Genomic DNA, 19,675 nt, shown 5'->3' with positions numbered 1-19,675 from the left:
ATCGACGGCCGTCCCCCCGCGCCACGACTCGCTACTCGACGCCCGAGTCTCACTGATCCGTTTCGATGGCGTACATATCCGGATTGCGCCACCAGAACAGCCCCCACGCCAGAAGAAATCCGGTGGCCATCGCGAGGACGTCCTGGAGAAACGCGGACACTCCCAGGTCAACGATCACTGCGAGCGTGATCGCTGACCCAAGCGCCGCACCGGACACCACGAAGAGGACGTCACCGACGATTCGCGCCCGCGAATGCTCCCAGTAGGACTGGCGCTCCTCGTCGTACCAGACGCCGACGTAGATCAGTACCGGCGACATGGTCGTGATGACCGTGATCGATCGATACGCCTCCGGAAGGACGGTCGGTACCAGAACGAGCAGATTGAGTATGTTCGCGACCAGCGCCGCCAGAAACAGACCGATCAGCAGCCATCCCCACCGCGGGAGCCGCTCTTTATCCATACCGAATTCGGTCACCGCTAGAAAATAGTTCTGCCGCTCTCGCCGTTATTCGGCACAGCAGGCGTCTTTCTTCGGGGACTCCTCGACGCCGCCGTTACCGTCGGCGGCGACCGGCTCTTCGAGCCGATAGAGGCTCTGACGGGCGTCCGCAAAGTAAATATCCTCGTCAACGATCCCAATGTCTTCGAGACGCTCGAGCGCGTATCGCACCGTTCGGGCCGAGAGCATCGATTCCTCGACGATCTGTTTCTGCGTCAACGGCCCGTCGTACTCGAGAACCTTGAAGACGAGTTTCGCGCTCGGTGGCAAGTCTTCGATCTCCTCCCCGTCGGTCTCTGCCATATTACGATTCGAAAGGCCCCAGCAGTATAAAAGTTGAGCCTTACCGAGAGGGAACTCCGACATTTTTCTATATATTCGATAGCGTAAAATGTCCATATAGTCGGTGATACACTCGATACGCGATCCGTAGCCGATCCGGCGGAACTAATCAAATACGACGATATTCGACGATCGGGACAGATTCGAACGCGAGAGACCGGAACGAGGCTGAATACCCAGTCAGCGGACCGGCCGCTCTCTGACTACCCCTCACCGATCATCCGGTCCTCGTCGGCCCACTCCTGCTGGCGGAGTTCGTACTTCTGGGTCTTTCCCGTCGCGGTCTTCGGGAGGTCTTCGACGTATTCGATCCGGCGAACGACCTTGTAGCTCGCGAGTCGATCCCGGGTGAACTCGGTCAGTTCGTCGGCCGAGACCGGCGGATCGGTCGGATCCCCGTTCGACGGCACGACGAACGCCTTCGGCGTCTCGCCCCACTCGTCGCTCGGTGCTGGGATCACGGCCGCGTCGGCGACCGCATCGTGATCGAACAGCGTGTCCTCGAGTTCGATGCTCGAGATGTTCTCGCCCCCCGAGATGATGATGTCCTTCTTCCGGTCCCGGATCGCGATCATGCCGTTCTCGTCGATCGTGGCGAGGTCACCGGTGTGGTAGTAGCCCTCGATACGATCGGTGAACGCCTCCTCGGTCGCCTCGGGCTTGTTCCAGTAGCGGTCCATGATCTGATTGCCCCGGACGACGATCTCGCCGAGCGTCTGATCGTCGCGGGGGACGTCCTCGCCGTCCTCGTCGACGACGCGAACGTCGGTGCCGAGGACGCCCATCCCCTGGCGCTTCTTGATCTCGAAGCGGTTGTCGTCGGTCATGAGCCGCTTCGCGTCGGAGATCGTGATCAGCGGCCCCGTCTCGGTCGCCCCGTAGAGGTGTTTCAGATACCAGCCGAAGCGGTCCTCGACGGCCCGAATCGTCGCCTCCGGCGGGGCCGAGCCGGCGGTCGTGACCCGGACCTGCTGATCTCCCATCATCTCGGGTTCGCCCTCGCTCTCGTAGTAGTCGACCAACTGGTTGAGCACCGCCGGGGCGGCACAGAGCAGTGAGACATCCTCCTCGCGGATCGAGGCGACGACCTCGTCCGCGTTGACCCCTCGCGTACAGACGTGGGTCGCGCCCATCCCGGTCACCGCGTAGATGTGACCCCAGCCGTTGACGTGGAACATCGGCAGCGTCCACAGGTAGGTATCGTCGTCGGTAATCTCGTGATAGATCGAGATCAGGTAGGCGTGTAGCGTCTCCGTCCGGTGGGTGCGACAGACGCCCTTCGGATCCCCCGTCGTCCCCGAGGTGTAGTTGATCGTGATTATCTCGTCTTCGGCCATCTCCGGGCGCTCGAACTCGGTCCCGGCGGCCGAGATGGTCGCGTCGAAATCCTCCCAGTCGCCCTTCACCGCGTCGGTATCGTTCGTCACGAACGTCTCCGTCGGCACCTCGTCGCGGATCGCCTCGATCTTGTCAGCGTACTCGTAGTCGGCGAAGATCGCGTCGACGCCCGCGTCCGACAGGATGTACTCGTAGTCGTCCGGCTCGAGGCGGTAGTTCAGCGGCGTGTGCACCGCCCCGAGCTGCATCGCGCCGAAAGCCGCCTCGAGATGGTAATGCGTGTTCGGATCGAGGACGGCCACCCGGTCGCCCTTCTCGATCCCTCGCTCCTGCAGCGCCGCCGCGAAACGGTCCGCGCGCTCGCCGAACTCCGCATAGGTGAATCGATCGCCGTCCGTTCCCACGATCGCTTCCTGCTCCCCGTAGTAATCCCGCGCCTGCTCGAGGAAGTCCGTGACAATGAGTGGCGTTTCCATACGCCGAAATTTTCGCGCATCGGTCGTATAGTGATTTCGTTTATTATCGATCAGGAAGGTTTACGGAAACCCGATCGGCCGTCGACGCCGGGTCTCTTGACCCGACGACGCGCCGGATGCTGTGCGGAGAGACGGGCTGGCGGTCGACGCCGCCGTGAGAAGGGAGACGCTACAACTGTTCCCAGACTTCTTCGTCGTCGTCGAACCCGACGCCTTCGTCGGACGCGGCGAACTCGTCGCTCGGGTCGAGCTCCGAGAGCTCCTCGGGAGATAGGTCCCGATCGCCGTCGATCACGGCCGGCTGCTCCTTGAGGTCCATCTCCGGCCAGGCGGTCTCCTCCCAGAGGCCGCGGTCGCTGTAGTAGTAGACGACGCCGTCGTTGACGACCGCGAACAGCCCCCGCTGGGTGTCGTGGACGACCCGCTCGTTGGTATCGATCGCGACGTCGACGACGTCCTCGAGCGTGTCGAGCGAGACGTGATAGTCGCCGATCCACATCGGGATCGAGCCCCGGGAGATCCACTCGGCGTAGCGCTGTTCGTGGACCGCGCGGCGAGCGGCCTCGACGTCGGTCGGCGACCGGCGGGCGACGATCGCCGCCCCGGCGAGCGAGAGCGTCCCGAGCACCGACAGACCCCCGACGAGCGCCGGGTTGCGGGACTCGGTCGTCCGCGTCGTGCCGCTCCGATGGCTGTGCGACGCGGAGTCGGCAAGCGACTCCTCGAGCCAGTAGGCGTCCTCCGTGATCGTCACCGGCGTCGCGGTCGTCAGCGTTCCCCGATGGCGACCCGTATCGTACTCGACGCGGAGCTCCATCACGAGTTCGACCGAGCCGACCCCGCTGACCTCGCGCTCGAGTTGGCGCTGGCGCTGCCGGTAGGATTCGACGTCGATCGTCGCCCGTGACGTCGCGACGCCGTTTTCGACCGACGGCGACTCGCGAAGCACCTGATGGGTCTCGTTCCAGAACGCGGAGCCGTCGCGGTTCGCTTCGAACCGAAGCACCACCTCGTGGGTGACGTCCCCGTCCTCGATCGGCGTCCCGCCGGTTTCGTTTCGCAGCTTCGTCTCCGGAGCGACCGTCAGTTCCGGTGACGCGTTCAGAAAGTACACCGAACTGTTCGAGAGTTCCTCGCCGTCGGTCCAGAGGGTCCCGCTCTCGGTGACGATCGCACTCGTTCCGACGTTGGCCGTGACCGCCTCCTCGTCGAACTGCGGCGAAGTCGTCGTCTCCGGGTTCGCGACCGCCCAGCCGGTCGCGATGATCGCGAGGAGCCCAACGGCAATCAGCGCGATCGTGATCGCACGACCCTGTCTGGCGAGCAGTAACTCGAGACGCGGGTTATCGATCATCCGTCGTCCCCCACGCACCGGTCCCCGTCACGAACACGTTCGGTGGCCGAACCGTTCGCTTTCGAACCGATCGGTCACCCCCACAATTCATGAATTAGTGAAAGAAATCAACCAATATAAGCGTAGTGGCCCCGGGCTACTTCCCGTTTCGGAGCCAGTTGCGGAGTTTTCGCTCGAGCCGCGTCGACAGCGGGACGTGATCGCCGGCGGACCGGAACCGGATGTCGCCGCTGCCGAAGAGCACGAGTACGATCGCCACGGCGAGACCGACGATGACGCCGTTTACCGCACCGATAGCGGCGAGCGGATGCAGATCGTGGAGCCAGAACAGGACGGACGGCGGCAACACGGCGAGATAGCGGTACTCACCGAGGTGGCGCGTATACTCGCCCGTCTCGTCGGGGGCGGACAGCGATACCGTGGTCTCGCCGCTGTCGCGGATGCCGACCGTCTGCCGTGTCGGGTCGGCGCTGATCCCGCCGCTCTCGGCCTCGTGAACGACCGCGACCGGCAAGTAGCCCGAATTATCGACGGTTCGGGTGAGTCCCGTCGTCTCGCCGGGGGCGACGATCTGTGGATTGTCGTCGGGTGACTCCGAACTGATGAGTTCGTACTCGGTCGTTCCCGAGGGGACGACCATGGCCGCGGTCGCGAACGTGACGAACACGAGCAAGACGAGGCCGAGCGCGGTCCAGAAGGCGATCACGTTCTCGCGCGAGCGCGACCGCCTCGTTGCGCGCTGGGACGGGCCGAGCCGCTCGAAGAGCGTTCCGAAGCCGAGCATCGCGACGCCGACCGCGACCATGAGCGCCCCGAGTCCGTTCGCGGACATCGTCGCTAAGCCGAACACCGACGTGACGGTGCCGGCGGCCGACGCCGCCACGCCTTGAATGGCCAACACGAGGGTGCCGAGACCTGGAATCGTCACCACGGCACCGTTTACCTGCAAGACTTCGGCGACGATCTGGCCCTCCGTCACGTGGGGTTCGCCGCCGTCCTGATCGGTAAACGGGTTCGCATCGCCTTTCGTGACGTACCCCTCTTCCGTCTCGCCGACCACGCGATGGGTCGTCAGCCCGCCGTCGTGGAGTTCCCGCGCCTGATAGACGACGACGTCACCCTCCTCGACGTCGGTGACGAGACTGGGAATCGCCACGAACCCGTCGCCGGTGTCCATCGTCGGCTCCATGCTCCCGGAGGAGACGTACCCGAGCAGAATCGGCTGTCCGAGCAACTGGCCGACCACCAAGAGGAGGACGGCCACCACGAGGACGAGTCCGAGCCCTCGCTTTGCGAGCCCGACGGCAGTCATGAATCAGTAGGTGAGACGGTCATATTCAACTGACTATTCGAGTAGTCTACGTTTCGCCTGCAGCAGCATAAAGGTCGTGAGAGCGCGATCAGGCGATTGAGAACGCGGGCGAGAAGCGGCGAACTGCCCGACCGCTGCGGTTGCACTGGCGTAGACTGACTCCCCGACTGCGTGCTAGCGAAGGAGCGCCCACCGGCGGTTCGCAGCGATCGCCAGGAACAACAGCCCCGCCGTCGCCGGCGGAGCAAGTGCTGCCGTCGTCGCCGGCGAAAGCTCACGATCACGGATCGAGAACGCGGCTCGATCGACCGACACCGTCCCCGCAGTCACGCCGCTGACGGCGAGGTCGTACGTCCCGGGCTTATCGAACCGGCGCTCGAAGCTGACCGTCCGCTCGCCGTTCGCCGGGACCGAAACGGCCCGGCCGTCCACGACGATCCCGTCGACCGACGGTTCGAGCGTGCGCGTAACCCGTTCGTCGGTCGGGTTCCTGACCGTCGCCCGAATTGTCGTCGACTCGCCGACGGAGATATCGGGATCGACGACGGTCGCGTCGACGACTTCGATCGGCGGCCCCTCGACGGTCACCGAGGCGCTCCCCGTCCCGTCGATACCGACCTCGTACGTCCCCGCCCACTCCATCGTCCGCTCGAACGTGACGGTCCGCGATTCGCCGGGCTCGAGGGTGATCGTCCGCCGGTCGACGGCGGTCCCGTCGACCGTCAGGGTCGCCGTTACTGACTCGGTCGTCTCGCCGACGTTTCGGTACGTCGCCGTCGCCGTCACCGTCTCGCCGGCCCCGACCGTCGACGGCGAAACGTCGACGCTCGAGCGTTCGATGGCCGGTGATTCGGACGGGGCCGACCCGCTCGAGCCCCCTGCAGACCGAGCGGAGCTGTTGTCGTCGTCTGCGTACTTGACTGTAACCGTGAACGTCTCGGTCCCCGACTGCGCGACGTGGGTATCGACCGCGACGCCGATACTCGCGACGGTGCCGGCCGACGGCTCGAGGGGATTCGATTCGCTGATCGTCGCCGTCGGCTGGTCGCCCCGGTAGAACGTGAGCCCGGACACGTCGTGATCGATCCAGATCCGCTCGACATTGTCGTCGGTGACAGTGATCGTGAACACGTCGTCCGCTCGTGTTATTGCACGGTCGTTGAGGGCCTCGAGATCGAGTGTTATTTCGTCGTCTTCGATCGTCGCATATTGGGCATCGGTCGGCTCGAGGCCAACGCCATCGCGTTCCGCAGCCTCATCCACTGTGATCGCTACTGTCGGGACTGCGAACGCGAGGAGAAAACAGGACGCAGCCGCGATGAGCAGTATCTTTGTGGATGGCATTCGGTTTTCGTGACGCGGTAGCGATTTCTACCGAACAGCGGATAGCTCGAAACAGGGACCGCTACCAGCCGGAACGGAGACTAGTTCGCTATCAGTGTGAGAGAGCCGCTCGTCTTGTCTGCAGTAGACGAAGACGCAGTGGTTTCACTCCCCGTTCGCACGGTCGCGTTTACGTCGACAGAGGAGGTGGTGTCTGACAGCGTCTTCTGATTGCCGCTCCCATCATCGCTGGCGAGCTCGAAGTCGACCTCTGCCACAACATCGCCGCTACTATCGGTTTCGACGACTATCGTTCTCGTCGCCGTCTGGCTTCCGGAACCGTCGTCGAATCCCACGGTTATTTGATTGCCGTCCGCAGCGTTGTTAGAGAGCGTGAGAATCCCGGTGACGTCAGTCACCGCGTCGTCGTTAAACCCGTCACCGGTACTCGAGTCACCGAGGTCGATTTCGACAGCGTCCCCGCTTCCTCCGTCCACAGCATAATTTCCAGTCACGCTGACACCCAGATATGCGCTCGAGTCACCAGCGGTGTTGACGGTCACGGTCCGGTCTGCCCGCACGCTACTAAACGCGCCCGTTCCGAGCGCAGCGCCGCCGCCAGCAACAATCGTACCCAGTCCAACTAACACGTTGCGTCGATTCATTCTCATGGTTATGGTTTCCAGTCCACGCCCCAGCACCGACCGCGCCGGGTGCTGGAACGCAGTTCCTACTCCTACCCACAAACCCCACCCCCTTTGTATTGAGTAACCGGAACCGGCGAAAGACCGGCCATACAGTGGTTCAAGGCGGTCTTGAACGCGTATTTTCGGGCCTCGAGGCGGACAAGTACCGCCTGAAACGCCGCCGAGAGAGCACCGCGATGTGATGACGGGACACGATATCAGGGCCGGTCGATCACTGCTCTCGAGCGAGCGGCACAAAACCCGGCACTGGCGGACCAGCGCTCGTAACCCCGGATTCGACAGTCTGTATCACCGCGGTTCGTCGCGATCAAGTGTTACCTGAGATGGATATTTCAGGTTATGATAACAGAACCACCATGCGTATTTTTATATCCATATTTCTCACAGTAAGAGAATACGAGCTAATGGTGGGTGAAAAAAGTCCGTTCCGGGGTCAGGCGAGCGACTCCGAGGAGCGAGGGGCGAGTCCGATGATCGGAATCATATTGCTGTTTGCACTCGTGATACTGGGCGCGTCACTGGTGTTCGTCGCCGGGTCAGCGATGTTCGACGCGATCGAAGCGGAAGTCGATAACGAACAGACCCAACAGTTCGTCAGCGAGACGGACCACAGAATCACGACGGCCGCGGTGACGGGTGAAGACCAGCCGCTGCCGATCGACGAAATGCAGGGTGGTGAACCGACGGTCGCGGACGACGGAAATATCTCCGTCAGGTGGTTCAACGCGACGGACGGAACCCGGTGTTCGCCCGTCACGGGTGAGTTACGCGCACTCGAGTTCGAACTCGATGGTCGGACGATCGCCCACCAGGGCGGTGGCGTCTGGGAGCAGACCGACGGCCGGACCAGCGTCGTTTCGGAGCCCCAGATCGGATACGACGGGGACAGGTTACAGCTGCAGGTCCTCCAACTCGAGGAGGGCGATTTCGGTGGGAGCGATCCGATGGCGCGAGCGAACCACAGCGAGTCGACGGATCTCACCGATCGAATCGGCAACGCCGCTGCGGAGTGTCCCACGGGGACCGATGTCAGTTTCCGGATCGAGAACAGCACGTACCACGATGGGTGGAACCGGTACCTCGAGGACGCGGTCGGTGACGGGGAGTACCCCGAGGTTGACGTCGAACACAAGGAGGCCGACCGAACCGTCGAGGTGAACATCACGTCGATCAGGGAACCCGCAGATACCGAAACGCTACTGATCGAGTCGGACGACGGCCTCAAAAACACGGATGGACCGGGCGATCACCGGCGTGAATTCGGGAAGAATCTCCGGTTCCAGGCAACGCTGAACAACACCGGTAGCGATACCGCGACGCCACCGACGATGCAGGTTTCTATCGTTGGGACACCGATAGAGGAGGCAAACAGCGGCGGCAGTGCGGCCGTTCCGGGCGGACAAACGAAACAGCGATCAGTCAAGATCGACTCGTACGAGGACGATCTCACGCCGGGGCGAACGTACGAGTACAGGATCGAGACGCTCGACGACTCCGGAAACGTCGACGATACGCTCAACGATCGCGGAGAGTTCTACCTCGGCGAACCGGGATCGGACTTCAACGTGACCGAGGACGACATCGAAACGACGCCGACCGGTGACGGAAACGTCACCATCACCGCCGAGGTCCGGAATCACGGTCTCGAGGAAGGAGACCGTACCGTGACCATCGATTTTGAGGAGTACGACGTCACAGCGAGCGAGACGGTCACGCTGGACTACGGTGCGACCGGGACGGTCAGCTGGACGGTCGATAAGAGCGCCCTGCCGTACGGCTCGAACGAGTTCGAGATCCGGACGGGTGACGACGAGGCGACCGGGACCGTCATTGGGGAAGCAACTGGGGAGGAAGGGACGTTCATCGTCGTCGAGGACGAGGGCGTCGGAGGCGATCAGATCGTCGTCAATGGCGACCCGTTCACCGTCGACGCCGAAGTGGCGAGCACCTACGCCAGCGACGGCGAGACACGGGAGGTCAGAGTGACGATTCCGAAAGCCGGTGTCGACCGCACCGAACCGATAACGCTCGACAGCGGCGAACACGGCACGGTCTCGTTCGATATCGATCCCGCCGACTACGACTTCGAATCGGGAACGGTCTACAATTACGACATCGTCGCCGACGGCGAGGGCCTGAGCGAGCAGGGATCGTTCTACGTCGGCGAACCCGAAACGAACTTCGAGCTGTCGAACGGGAACGCCACGGTCGACGATGATACGGTCACGATCACGGCCGATCTCGAGAACACCGGCGTCGACTCCGGCTCACAGACCGCCAGTCTGAACCTCGAGTACCTCGACGAGATGCCAGACGAACTCGAGGGCGAAAATCCGTACGGGGACCTCTTCGAACGGGAAATCACTCGGTCGTTCGGCGAATCGGATACCATCGAGCTGGAGCTCAACGAGAGTAAACTCCTCGACGGGGAGTATCGGGCGACGATTCGGACGGATGACGGAACCGAGACCATTGATTTCGTCGTCGATACCGGAATCGATCCCGGTCGGGTCGGCTTAGGTGAAATCGACAACGCGAACGTGACCGTCGATGTCGTGGGCTCACAGGTCTCCGGAAACAGCAGACGGTGGACCGGAGGAGGGCGATGGGGTGGAGGTGAGTACGAGTACGTTCACCTCCTCGCGCCGATGACCCTGGACGTGGTCGCGAACGGCGGGACCGAACATTCCTTCGACAACCCGACCGGCGGTGATAATATCAACACCGGACCGACGTGGCAGGACAAGACCGATGATAGTTACACGTATAACTTTACGGTTGAAGACGAGACGGAACTCACTCTTCGGAATACTAGATATAGTCTGTGTAACGATCGAAGCACCGACCCCGACGAACTATCCCACTACTCGGATCCCGAAGACCGAGCGCTCGAGTGGTGTAAGGACGTCTCGTCAAATACCGAATTCGGTCCGATCGACGCGTCGCAGGGCGAGAACCTACAGAACGTCCGCGTTCGGAGCGCCGAGAACAATACGATCCCGGCGCTTCCCGCGGGTGCGGACCAACAGATCAGCGCCACCGAGGCCCTCGACGAGCGAGGCCTCGTGAAGGACGAGGACGAACTCGATCTCGATTCGGGCGAGTTCGTGTTCCTCTTCGAGAATACGGCCGAGTGCGGACGGGTGTGCGACGAGGATGATATCGACGCACTCTGGGACGACGCGGTCGAGGCCTACGAACGAAACCCCGACAGAACCAACGATCCGGACTTTAACGATCTGATCGTCTACGTCGAGGTCGAACGCGCGGGCGTCGACCCCGGAACGCCCAGCATCACGATCAAACCCGGCGGCGGTGATTCGACCGACGTCGACGCCGGCGACGGCCGTGACGCGGGCGGGGTCGAGGACGTGGATCCGACGCTCGAGGGAGACACCGCTGAGGGGAGTTCGCCGTCGGTTGGAACTGGCGATTCCACCACGGACGAGACGAACGGTGTGACGGGCGACACCGGCGTCGACGTCGACGCCGATACCATCGTCATCGGCTAATGGCGGTGCTGCGATCTACCCCCCTCACTTCCGAACGAAAAGGGGGACCGTCCAGCTGTGCTCTCACCGAGTGTCGGGTCCCGTGTCGACAGAACGACGGGCGAAGAGACGGCTCTCTGTCTAGCCCGCACGGGTTCCGAGCGAACGCACTTCACTGACGTCCCATGCGATCAAGCACGTTTCTCGGTCTCGGACTGATCATCGTCGGCGGGTTCGTACTCGCCGCCTCGAGCGGTGCGTTCGACGTGACGAACGCCGACCGAGGGGTCAGTGTCGAAACCGCAACTGATGAGAACGCGCTCTTGGCCCTCGAGAAGACGGATCAGATTGGCTTAGAGGAGGGGAACTTCGTGTGTGAGGGGTTCGTTTGTTTCGGTGGCTATCGCGAATACGATGTCGAGATCGTCACTATCAGTGACCAAACTCCGCCTCCCGAACTGGCTATTGAACGGGAACGTCTCTCCGTGGAAACCGAGAATGACGGAAATCCGTCTCTCGAGAACTGGGAGCTGAACGCAGTCGACGGCGAGTACGTTGTCGAAGCCGAGTTCCACTGTGACGCCCCGATCGGAAGCCAACAGACCGACAGCACGGTTCTCGCGTTCGCTATCGAAACCAGCGATGGGAAAATCACTATCGAACTCGAGCGCGAGATTACGATTCAGTGTGAATAGGGACGGTCGCGATCGCAGCCGTTTCGGCTGCGACGGTCTCGTCCTCGAAACGAGTGGCATTTCCGACGGAAAAGGAGTGGACTTCCGGAATGGGGATCGATTCGCTATCGATTCTGTGAATCCCTCCTGAAAACTCCGGAAACGGTTTCGAGCGAACGCTTCAGCCGGCAACAAGCGTTATGTATCAACAGCGCTGATAATCATACTGAACAGGGGATGGCGACGACCAGCGAGAGCAAACCGAGTACGGGGGGGCCAACAGGTCGGGACGATCAGTCACGGGAAGGCGAGATTTTCGACCTGTTGAGCAATCAGCGCCGCCGGTACGCCATTCACTACTGCAAGCGCGAGGGCGAACCGGTTCCGCTCGGTGATCTCGCCGAACACGTCGCCGCCTGGGAACTCGACAAAGAGGTCGAGGCGATCACGTCCGCCGAACGAAAGCGAGTCTACACGTCGCTGCAGCAGACCCATCTGCCGACGCTCGAGCGAGCCGACGTCATCGAGTTCGACGATCGGACGATCGAACTCACCGACGAGGCCGCCGAATTAGACGTCTACCTCGACATCGTCCCCGGCGATTCGGTCCCGTGGGCGACGTACTATCTGGGGCTGACCGCCGTTGGCTCGGTCGTGATGGGTGGGTTGTGGCTCGAGGTGATTCCGACCGAGACGGTACCGGAGCTCGGCTGGGCGACGCTGGTGTTCACACTGTTTGCCGTGTCGGCAGTCGTTCACGTGGTACAGAATCGACGGATGCGACTCGGAGAGATGGAACGGCCACCGTAACGATGAACACACTCAGTAAACTGGCGGTCCTGTTTATTGCCATGGGAGCGGTGCTAATGGCGGGCCCAGTGTTCGGGTTCAGCTCGTTCGCTGCCGATCGAGGAACGACCGTAAACGTTCCCAGTGACCAATCGAACGCGTATCTGGGTGTCGACAACGAAAACGACATCGGGACGTTACGCGGTGACGATCCGCCGGAACAAGTAGCGACGCTTTTCAATAACCTCAACGAGGATGTCGATATCATCGAATTCAAGATCCACAACGACAGCGATGCGCTTGCGGTAGATAGCCCCAATCCCGGAGAAACGATCGCATCGGGAGGGAGCGAGAACGTCACGGTCGTCTGTGCAGACTCGGTATCTGCCGGCGTCCATGATATAGGAGTCGAAATTGTCGAAGTCGACGGAGCGACGACCATGGTCAGTGGTGTATCGTTTAACACCACTGTCGACATTCAGTGTAAGAAGGGGAGTGGCAGTGGTGTGGTTAATTTCCAGGCGGACGATGTCGGTACCGGGAACACGAGTCAGACGTTCTCGTTCAGCGGTGACGGGCTGAAGAACAACGACGAAGTGTATATCAACGTCAGCGACCCGCAGACGAATGGCGGCGTGGACTACACTTCCGGATCCCCGACCGTCGTCAGTGGAGCCGGCACGGTCAGTTACAATGGCGGTGACCAGATCATTTACGACCCTAGTGGCGGTGAGAGCGGAACGGTCGAAATTCGAATGGACGGGATCAATGTCGTTGGCAGCTCCGGCGAGCGATACACGGTTGCCTATTCCGAACAACGGAAGAACAGGAACGATCGCGATGACAGCGACATCTTCTATATCATTGATTGAGTTCGGACCCTTGGTGTGGTGTCGAGACGTACTTCGGCTAATGCGAACGCCTTTTTAGCTCCGGCCTCGGATTTTCCTCTATGTCGACCGAATCGATCAGCGACCGGCGCGAGCACATCCGCTCGGTCAGCGTGACCGCCTTGTCCGCGCTGCTGGGCGTCGCTGCGGCGCTGGCCTCCGCGAACTGGGTGGGTGTCACCGCGACGGCCGCGGAGAACACGCAGGCGCTCGCGTTCGTCGTCGGGGCGATCCTCGTCCAGTACGTCCTCATCAACGCCTCGGGGATCTACGGCGAGGACGAGTTCGGGGCGAAACACTACCTGTTCATCGCGTTCATGACCTTCTCGCTGTGGTTCGTGACGTGGGGAATCCTGCTGACCGCGGAGGCGTCCTGATATGGCCGACGACAGCATCGCCGTCGTAGACTTAGACCGATGCCAGCCGGATCGGTGTAGCTACGAGTGCAAGAACTACTGTCCGCCGAACCGAACCGGCAAGGAGTGTATCACCCTCCGCGGCGAGGAGGCCGCAGAGGGCCAGCCCGAGCAGATCCACATCTCCGAGGAGATCTGTCTCGGCGAGACTTGCGGGATCTGCGTCGAGAAGTGTCCGTTCGACGCCATCGAGATCATCAACCTCCCGCAGGAGCTCCAGGACGAGCCGGTCCACCGCTACGGCGAGAACGCCTTCTCGCTGTACGGACTCCCCGCGCCACAGGAGGGTCAGGTCACCGGGATCCTCGGCCCGAACGGGATCGGGAAGACGACCGCCGTCCGCATTCTGGCCGGCGAACTCGAGCCGAACCTCGGCCGACACGAGGAGGAACCGGGTTGGGACGAGGTGCTGGAAGCCTACCGCGGGACCGAACTGCAGGACTACATCGCGGACGTCCGCGACGGGGACATCACGATCGCACAGAAGCCCCAGTACGTCGACCAGATTCCGAACACCTTCGACGGGAACACCCGCGAGCTGCTCGAGCGGACCGACGAGCGCGGGGCCCTCGACGAGCTCGTCGAGCGGCTCTCGCTCGGACCCGTCATGGAGCAGTCGATCGACGACCTCTCGGGCGGGGAGCTCCAGCGGGTCGCCATCGCGGCCACGCTCGCCCGGGACACGGACTTCTACTTCCTCGACGAGGTGACGCCGTATCTGGACATCGGCCAGCGGGTGACCGCGGCGCGGCTGATCCGCGAACTCGCCGAGGAGGAGGACAAGTCGGTCCTCGTCGTCGAACACGACCTCGCGATCCTCGATCTGCTCGCCGACACCCTCCACGTCGCCTACGGTGAACCCGGCGCGTACGGTGTCATCACCTCACCGAAGTCCGTCCGCAACGGGATAAACGAGTACCTCTCGGGCTATCTGGAGAACGAGAACATGCGGATCCGGCCAGATCCCATCGAGTTCGAGGAACACGCCCCGCGGACCGTGACTACCGCCGACACGCTCGTGGAGTATCCCGACCTCACGAAGAGCTACGGCGACGGCGAGTTCAGCCTCGAGGTCGAGGGCGGCTCGATCCGAGAGAACGAAGTCCTGGGCGTCGTCGGTCCCAACGGGATCGGGAAGTCGACCTTCGCGAAACTGCTCACGGGGAATCTCACGCCCGACGAGGGCGACGCCGATCTCGATCAGGACATCTCCTACAAACCCCAGTACGTCACTATCGACCAGCACATGCGGGTCGACGCCTTCCTCTCCTCGATCACCGACCAGTTCGGGTCCTCCTACTGGAACACCGAGATCGCACAGCCGCTCCAGTTGGAACGAATCATGGAGCAGAACCTCTCCGATCTCTCCGGCGGTGAACGCCAGCGGGTCGCCATCGCCGCCTGCCTCTCCGATTCGGCGGATCTCTACCTACTCGACGAACCGTCGGCCCACCTCGACGTCGAACAGCGGGTGCAGGCCGCCAAGGCCATCCGGCGCTTCGCCGAACAGCAGGACGCCACCGTGATGGTCATCGACCACGACATCTACATGATGGACCTGCTCGCTGACCGCCTGATGGTCTTCGACGGCGAACCCGCCGTCCACGGTCGCGCCGGTCAGCCACAGGAGATGCGCGAGGGCATGAACGAGTTCCTCGCGAACCTCGAGGTCACGTTCCGCCGCGACGAGCGCACCTCTCGCCCGCGGATCAACAAGCCCGAATCGCAGCTGGATCGCCAGCAGAAGAGCGAGGGCGAGTACTACTACGCGCCGTAAGTCGTCGACTCGACGGACAGTAGTCGGTCGTAGATTGATACCGCAGGGGAGAACTCAGCTAATCAGCCGCTGACAGCTCCCACAGAGGTTCTCTTCTTTGATGTCGACTTCGCGAACGGTCGGCGAGAAGTTCATCACGCAACGGTTGTTGTCGCAGTGCTCGAGCCCGTAGGTGTGGCCGATCTCGTGGACAATCTCCTTGCGGACGCGGTCCTCGAAGATGTCGGCGGCGCTCTGGTTCGAGAAGCCGCCGTCGCTCGAGGTCTGGAGCCGATAGGTCGAGACGACGCTCCCGCTGCCATCGAGGTAGGCCAGACCGAAGACGTAGTTTCGACGCCGGTAGAAGAGATCCTGTGGGGTGATCGCGATGTTCTTTTCGCCGCGGCCGACCCGTTCGGCGAGTTGGATGAACGTTTCCGCGGAGTACTGATTCCGGTCGGAGTCGTAGGCTCCGTTGGGGACCGACTGCGAGTCGTTGACCGACACGTCGCAGTCGTAGACCGATCGCAACGCGGTGGAGGCGGCCCGCTTGACCTCGGCGGACACGTTGCCGACCGGCACGATATCGACGAGCATAGCAAGGGCTATGGCCGCGGGTGGCATAAACGTCCCGCCGTGGCCCACTCTCGCCGGAATCTCGATGCAATAATCGATTACGTTGACGAGTACGAACAGGTAGTCGAGATCGGGATCGGCCGCCGGACCGATCTCGCTCGAGCGCTCGCCCAACGCGGGGTTTCCGTCACCGCGACGGACGTCCACGACCGCGACGTTCCGGACGGCGTGACGTTCGTCCGCGACGACGTCGTCGATCCCGACTCGTCGGTCTACGCCGGGGCGGACGCGGTGTACGCGCGGAACCTGCCGCCGGAACTTCACCGGCCGGCGCTGACGGTGGCTCGAGACACCGACGCCGATCTCCTGTTCACGACGTTAGGCGGCGACCAGCCCGCGGTGCCGGTCGAACGGGTGACGGTCGAAGCGGGGACGCTGTACGTCGCTCGAGCGCGCCCGGAGTGAGTGCTACGAACTGGCTCGAATGAATTATTCGGATGCGAGACGTTCCGATAGCCGTGAACGTCGAGTATCTCACCGACGCTGGTGTCGTCGTAGTCGCCGTTGCAGTGCTGATAGTAGTGATCGTCGGCATCAGCACTCTCTTCTGGCTCCTGATTCGCATCGCGTCGATTCCGGGCGTCGTCGTCCACGAGTTCGCCCACAAGCAGGCCTGTGATCTCGTCGGCGTTCCCGTCGTCGACGTCGTGTACTTCCGATTCGGTGATCCAGCGGGGTACGTCCGTCACGCCCAGCCCGAGCGGTATCGGGAGTCGGTCGTCGTCAGCGTCGCACCGTTTCTGGTCAACACTATCGTCGCGCTCGTTGCCTTTCTCAGTCTCGCAACGCTCGTCGAGACCAGCGGTGGTATTCGAGGCGCCTCGAGCCGGCAGATCGCTGCCGTACTCGTTCTCGGTTGGCTGGGGCTCACGATCGGGATGCACGCGTTTCCAGTACCGGAGATGCGAACACCCTCTGGAAGCGATCGCGGGCCGAGTGGCGGCGGTCGCCGCGGGTGCTGCTCGGGGTCCCGTTCGTAGTCGTGATCTACGTCGCGAACCTCCTCTCGTGGCTCTGGGCGGATGTCCTCTACGCAGTGGGGTTGGGTGTCGTCGCGTTCTCCGTCGTCGGGGTACCGGTGATGTGATCGTCCGCCGCGCAGTCGAGAGTGCGTATGGCTCATCGGACGCACCGAAAACGAACGCAGCGTAAACGGGTGGTTTTTATCCGCATCGACCCGTCCCCACGGGTATGAACGCAGATGCCGTTATTCTGGACATCGACGGCGTTCTCGTCGACGTCGCCGACTCCTACCGGCGGGCGATCGTCGAGTCCGTCGACGCCGTCTACGACCGGACGATCCGTAAGGACGACATTCAGGAATTCAAGGACGCGGGCGGGTTCAACAACGACTGGGAGCTGACGTACGCCGCCGCGCTCTACATCCTCGCGGCCGAGGAGGGCTACGGGGAGTCGCTCGAGGCCTTTACCGACGATATCGCCGCCGCGGGCGGCGGCCTCGAGGCGGCCGAGAGCGTCGTCCGCGAGGCGATCGGCGCGCGGGCGACCCAGCGCGTGACCGACCGCTGGGACCGCGAGCGGCTCCGCGACGTCTTCCAGCAACTGTATCTCGGCGACGAACTCTATCGCGGGCTCGAGGGGGGCGAACCGGACCTCGAGCGCGAGACGCCGGGGTTCATCCACGACGAACCGGTGGTGCTCGAGCCCGAGGCCCGCGATCGGCTGCTCGCGGACTACGACGTGGGCGTCCTGACCGGGCGGCCGGCGGCCGAGGCCGAAATCGCCCTCGATCGAGTGGGACTCGACGACGCGGTGGCGCTCGAGCACCGCTTCACGATGGACGACTGGGAGGAAGGGAAGCCCCATCCACGCGCGCTGACGACCCTCGCGGAGCGGTTCGACGCCGATTCGGTCGTCTTCGTCGGCGACACGCTAGACGACGTTCGGACGGCGGTCAACGCGAGCGAGGCGGATCCGGACCGGGAGTACCACGGGATCGGCGTCCTGACCGGCGGACTGACCGGCGAGTCGGGCCGCCGGAAGTACGAGAGCGAGGGCGCAGCGGCGGTCCTCGAGTCGGTCAATGCAGTGCCGGACTGGCTCGAGTCGTAGGTCCAGCGCGACACGAACGGTTCGGTATTATCGGTCGTCGGGAAAGCGGACGAACGTCAACCAGAAGTCCTCGAACGAGCGGCCGAGTTCGATGAACTCGTCGGGTTCGACCGGTTTCTGGACGTACGCGTTCGCGTGGAGGTCGTAGGAGCGGGCGATGTCCTCTTCGGACGCCGAACTCGTCATTACGATCACGGGGATCGAACGCAGTGCCGGTTCCGATTTGAGTTCGGAGAGGACGTCCGCGCCGTCGACGTCGGGAAGCTGGAAGTCGAGCAGGATCATGTCCGGACGCGGGCTGTCCGTGCGATCGTTTCGCTGGTAGACGAAATCGAGCGCGTCCTCGCCGTCGGTGACGGTATGAATCTCGCTCGCGATGTTCGCATCGTCGAACGATTCGGAGAACAGGCGGGCATCGCCAGGGTTCGGTTCGACCAATAGAATGGTGATCGCGTCCTCGATCGGTGGAGACATACTACTGTTTGGATCGGAGTCCTAAAAGACTATACGGTTATCGGGGGAGAATGTAATCAGGTGTGTATTTTCTCGAGACCCGTGACAGGAGTCGACAGCGTGGCAGCGACCACTCCGCGGTAGTCGAGACTCGAACAGGGTTTCGACGATAGCAGATGGCTTACTCGCCCAGCAGGCGACACGAATCGAAGCGGTCGTCGGTCAGATAGACGGTCCCGTCGCGAACGGTAACCGCGATCGAGTCGAGCGCGTCGCCCCGACACGGACCCATCGTACAGACGCCGTCGTCGCACTCGAAGCGCGCACCGTGTTCGTGACACACCAGTTGGTCGTCGCGGACGATCGCCCCCGGACCGGGGTCGATGCGGACCTCGGGCTTGTGCGGACACGAGTTCCGCCACGCGGACACCTCGTCCCCTGCCCGTCGAAGGATCAGTTCCGTCCCGCGACGGTCGCGTCGCGCCTCACACCGGAGCGTCCCGTCCGTCGGTACGTCCGCGAGCGGTGCGATTCGGCGGGAATCGGCACCGTCGGCCGCTCCGCTCTTCCCGGCCGCTGCGTCGGTCCCCTCGCCGCTCGAGTCGCCTCCGGTTCCGCCGTCGACGCTGAATCGAAACGTCGCGTCGCCGGTCGACACGTCGCCCTCGTCGTCGTAGACGCGGACGGACGTCGATTCGTCGTCGTCCTCGAGCGTTACGCGGGCGGGATCGGTCATACGCCCCATTTTCGGCCGGCCTAAAAGTACGTTCCGAATCGGGCCGCCGCAGGGTCGGAGACGAACGACCGGATTCGATCCGCGAAAACGCGCGACATTCCTTTAGGAACGGCGAGCGAAACCCGAGTATGGACGACGAAGTCACCGTCGACGTCGAGGTCGAAGTCGAAGTGGACTCGAACGAACTCGAGATCGAGGTCGGAGACGAACGCGAGTTCGAGGGCGAACTCGAGGTCGACGGACTGACGATCGAAGTCGAGGCGGAGGTCGAAGTCGAGGGCGAAGAGAATGGAGAATCGGACGGCGAAACCGACGAGGAAGCGACGGACGAAGCGGAGACGGACGAGGAAGACGCTGAAGAGACGGACGAGGACTGACTGAGCGGCGTATCAACCGGGAACCGCACG

General features: G+C 62.8%; 19 protein-coding genes and 1 pseudogene. 10 read left to right on the top strand and 10 right to left on the bottom strand.

Features of this window, described 5'->3' with window-relative positions:
• Positions 1–49: 49 nt before the first annotated feature.
• From LDH66_RS09050 to LDH66_RS09020, 7 genes are all read right to left on the bottom strand, one after another.
• Positions 50–463 (bottom strand): hypothetical protein, encoded by a 414-nt coding sequence (locus LDH66_RS09050; RefSeq protein WP_226480727.1) that lies wholly within the window; start codon positions 461–463, stop codon positions 50–52.
• 45 nt (positions 464–508) lie between these two features.
• On the bottom strand, positions 509–805 hold the full coding sequence (locus LDH66_RS09045) for a MarR family transcriptional regulator (protein WP_226480726.1): 297 nt from the start codon (positions 803–805) through the stop codon (positions 509–511).
• A 242-nt stretch (positions 806–1,047) separates the two neighbouring features.
• Positions 1,048–2,658: a long-chain-fatty-acid--CoA ligase gene (locus tag LDH66_RS09040; RefSeq protein WP_226480725.1), complete on the bottom strand. Its 1,611-nt coding sequence runs from the start codon at positions 2,656–2,658 to the stop codon at positions 1,048–1,050.
• Between the two features lie 169 nt (positions 2,659–2,827).
• The gene (locus tag LDH66_RS09035) at positions 2,828–4,012 is read right to left on the bottom strand and encodes a DUF5305 domain-containing protein (RefSeq protein WP_226480724.1); all 1,185 of its coding nucleotides are present in this window, start codon (positions 4,010–4,012) and stop codon (positions 2,828–2,830) included.
• 136 nt (positions 4,013–4,148) lie between these two features.
• Positions 4,149–5,324 (bottom strand): signal peptidase I, encoded by a 1,176-nt coding sequence (locus LDH66_RS09030; RefSeq protein ID WP_226480723.1) that lies wholly within the window; start codon positions 5,322–5,324, stop codon positions 4,149–4,151.
• A 174-nt stretch (positions 5,325–5,498) separates the two neighbouring features.
• Positions 5,499–6,668, bottom strand: a complete 1,170-nt coding sequence (locus LDH66_RS09025) for a CARDB domain-containing protein (RefSeq protein ID WP_226480722.1) — start codon at positions 6,666–6,668, stop codon at positions 5,499–5,501.
• A gap of 80 nt (positions 6,669–6,748) precedes the next feature.
• Positions 6,749–7,318 carry a hypothetical protein gene (locus tag LDH66_RS09020; RefSeq protein ID WP_226480721.1) on the bottom strand — a complete coding sequence of 190 codons (570 nt, stop codon included), beginning with the start codon at positions 7,316–7,318 and terminating at the stop codon, positions 6,749–6,751.
• 359 nt (positions 7,319–7,677) lie between these two features.
• On the opposite strand from LDH66_RS09020, the gene LDH66_RS09015 reads away from it, so the two are divergent.
• The 6 genes from LDH66_RS09015 (at position 7,678) to LDH66_RS08990 (ending at position 15,391) form a co-directional block, all read left to right on the top strand.
• Positions 7,678–10,866, top strand: coding sequence for a DUF7289 family protein (locus tag LDH66_RS09015; protein ID WP_425492898.1), 3,189 nt, complete (start codon positions 7,678–7,680; stop codon positions 10,864–10,866).
• 164 nt (positions 10,867–11,030) lie between these two features.
• Positions 11,031–11,540, top strand: a complete 510-nt coding sequence (locus LDH66_RS09010) for a hypothetical protein (protein WP_226480719.1) — start codon at positions 11,031–11,033, stop codon at positions 11,538–11,540.
• Positions 11,541–11,756: 216 nt separating this feature from the next.
• Complete coding sequence (locus LDH66_RS09005) at positions 11,757–12,329, top strand: DUF7344 domain-containing protein (protein WP_226480718.1); 573 nt, start codon at positions 11,757–11,759, stop codon at positions 12,327–12,329.
• Positions 12,330–12,331: 2 nt separating this feature from the next.
• Positions 12,332–13,180 carry a hypothetical protein gene (locus tag LDH66_RS09000; protein WP_226480717.1) on the top strand — a complete coding sequence of 283 codons (849 nt, stop codon included), beginning with the start codon at positions 12,332–12,334 and terminating at the stop codon, positions 13,178–13,180.
• A gap of 80 nt (positions 13,181–13,260) precedes the next feature.
• Positions 13,261–13,575: an EMC6-like membrane protein gene (locus LDH66_RS08995; RefSeq protein WP_226480716.1), complete on the top strand. Its 315-nt coding sequence runs from the start codon at positions 13,261–13,263 to the stop codon at positions 13,573–13,575.
• A gap of 1 nt (position 13,576) precedes the next feature.
• Entirely contained in the window at positions 13,577–15,391 is a 1,815-nt protein-coding gene (locus tag LDH66_RS08990) for a ribosome biogenesis/translation initiation ATPase RLI (RefSeq protein ID WP_226480715.1), read from the top strand.
• A 54-nt stretch (positions 15,392–15,445) separates the two neighbouring features.
• On the opposite strand, the gene LDH66_RS08985 is transcribed toward LDH66_RS08990, so the two are convergent.
• A complete protein-coding gene (locus tag LDH66_RS08985) occupies positions 15,446–15,967 on the bottom strand; it encodes an archaemetzincin family Zn-dependent metalloprotease (protein WP_226480714.1) in 522 nt (173 codons plus the stop codon).
• A 39-nt stretch (positions 15,968–16,006) separates the two neighbouring features.
• On the opposite strand from LDH66_RS08985, the gene LDH66_RS08980 reads away from it, so the two are divergent.
• The 3 genes and pseudogenes from LDH66_RS08980 to LDH66_RS08970 all read left to right on the top strand — a co-directional run bounded on the left by LDH66_RS08980 (position 16,007) and on the right by LDH66_RS08970 (position 18,079).
• Positions 16,007–16,411 carry a UPF0146 family protein gene (locus tag LDH66_RS08980; RefSeq protein ID WP_226480713.1) on the top strand — a complete coding sequence of 135 codons (405 nt, stop codon included), beginning with the start codon at positions 16,007–16,009 and terminating at the stop codon, positions 16,409–16,411.
• Positions 16,412–16,443: 32 nt separating this feature from the next.
• Positions 16,444–17,093: pseudogene (locus LDH66_RS08975) on the top strand (DUF3267 domain-containing protein).
• A 104-nt stretch (positions 17,094–17,197) separates the two neighbouring features.
• Entirely contained in the window at positions 17,198–18,079 is an 882-nt protein-coding gene (locus tag LDH66_RS08970) for a TIGR01548 family HAD-type hydrolase (RefSeq protein ID WP_226480712.1), read from the top strand.
• Between the two features lie 27 nt (positions 18,080–18,106).
• On the opposite strand, the gene LDH66_RS08965 is transcribed toward LDH66_RS08970, so the two are convergent.
• Together LDH66_RS08965 and LDH66_RS08960 are read right to left on the bottom strand one after the other, a co-directional pair.
• Positions 18,107–18,553 (bottom strand): response regulator, encoded by a 447-nt coding sequence (locus LDH66_RS08965; RefSeq protein ID WP_226480711.1) that lies wholly within the window; start codon positions 18,551–18,553, stop codon positions 18,107–18,109.
• A gap of 160 nt (positions 18,554–18,713) precedes the next feature.
• Complete coding sequence (locus tag LDH66_RS08960; protein ID WP_226480710.1) at positions 18,714–19,268, bottom strand: Rieske (2Fe-2S) protein; 555 nt, start codon at positions 19,266–19,268, stop codon at positions 18,714–18,716.
• Between the two features lie 128 nt (positions 19,269–19,396).
• Between LDH66_RS08960 and LDH66_RS08955 the strand changes: the two genes are divergently transcribed.
• Positions 19,397–19,645 carry a hypothetical protein gene (locus LDH66_RS08955; protein WP_226480709.1) on the top strand — a complete coding sequence of 83 codons (249 nt, stop codon included), beginning with the start codon at positions 19,397–19,399 and terminating at the stop codon, positions 19,643–19,645.
• The last annotated feature ends 30 nt before the right edge of the window (positions 19,646–19,675 follow it).

Source organism: Natrinema amylolyticum, assembly GCF_020515625.1.
GTDB classification, from domain to species: Archaea; Halobacteriota; Halobacteria; order Halobacteriales; family Natrialbaceae; genus Natrinema; species Natrinema amylolyticum.
The sequence above is the reverse complement of the archived record's forward strand: the minus strand, read 5'-3'. Positions and strand labels throughout refer to the sequence as shown.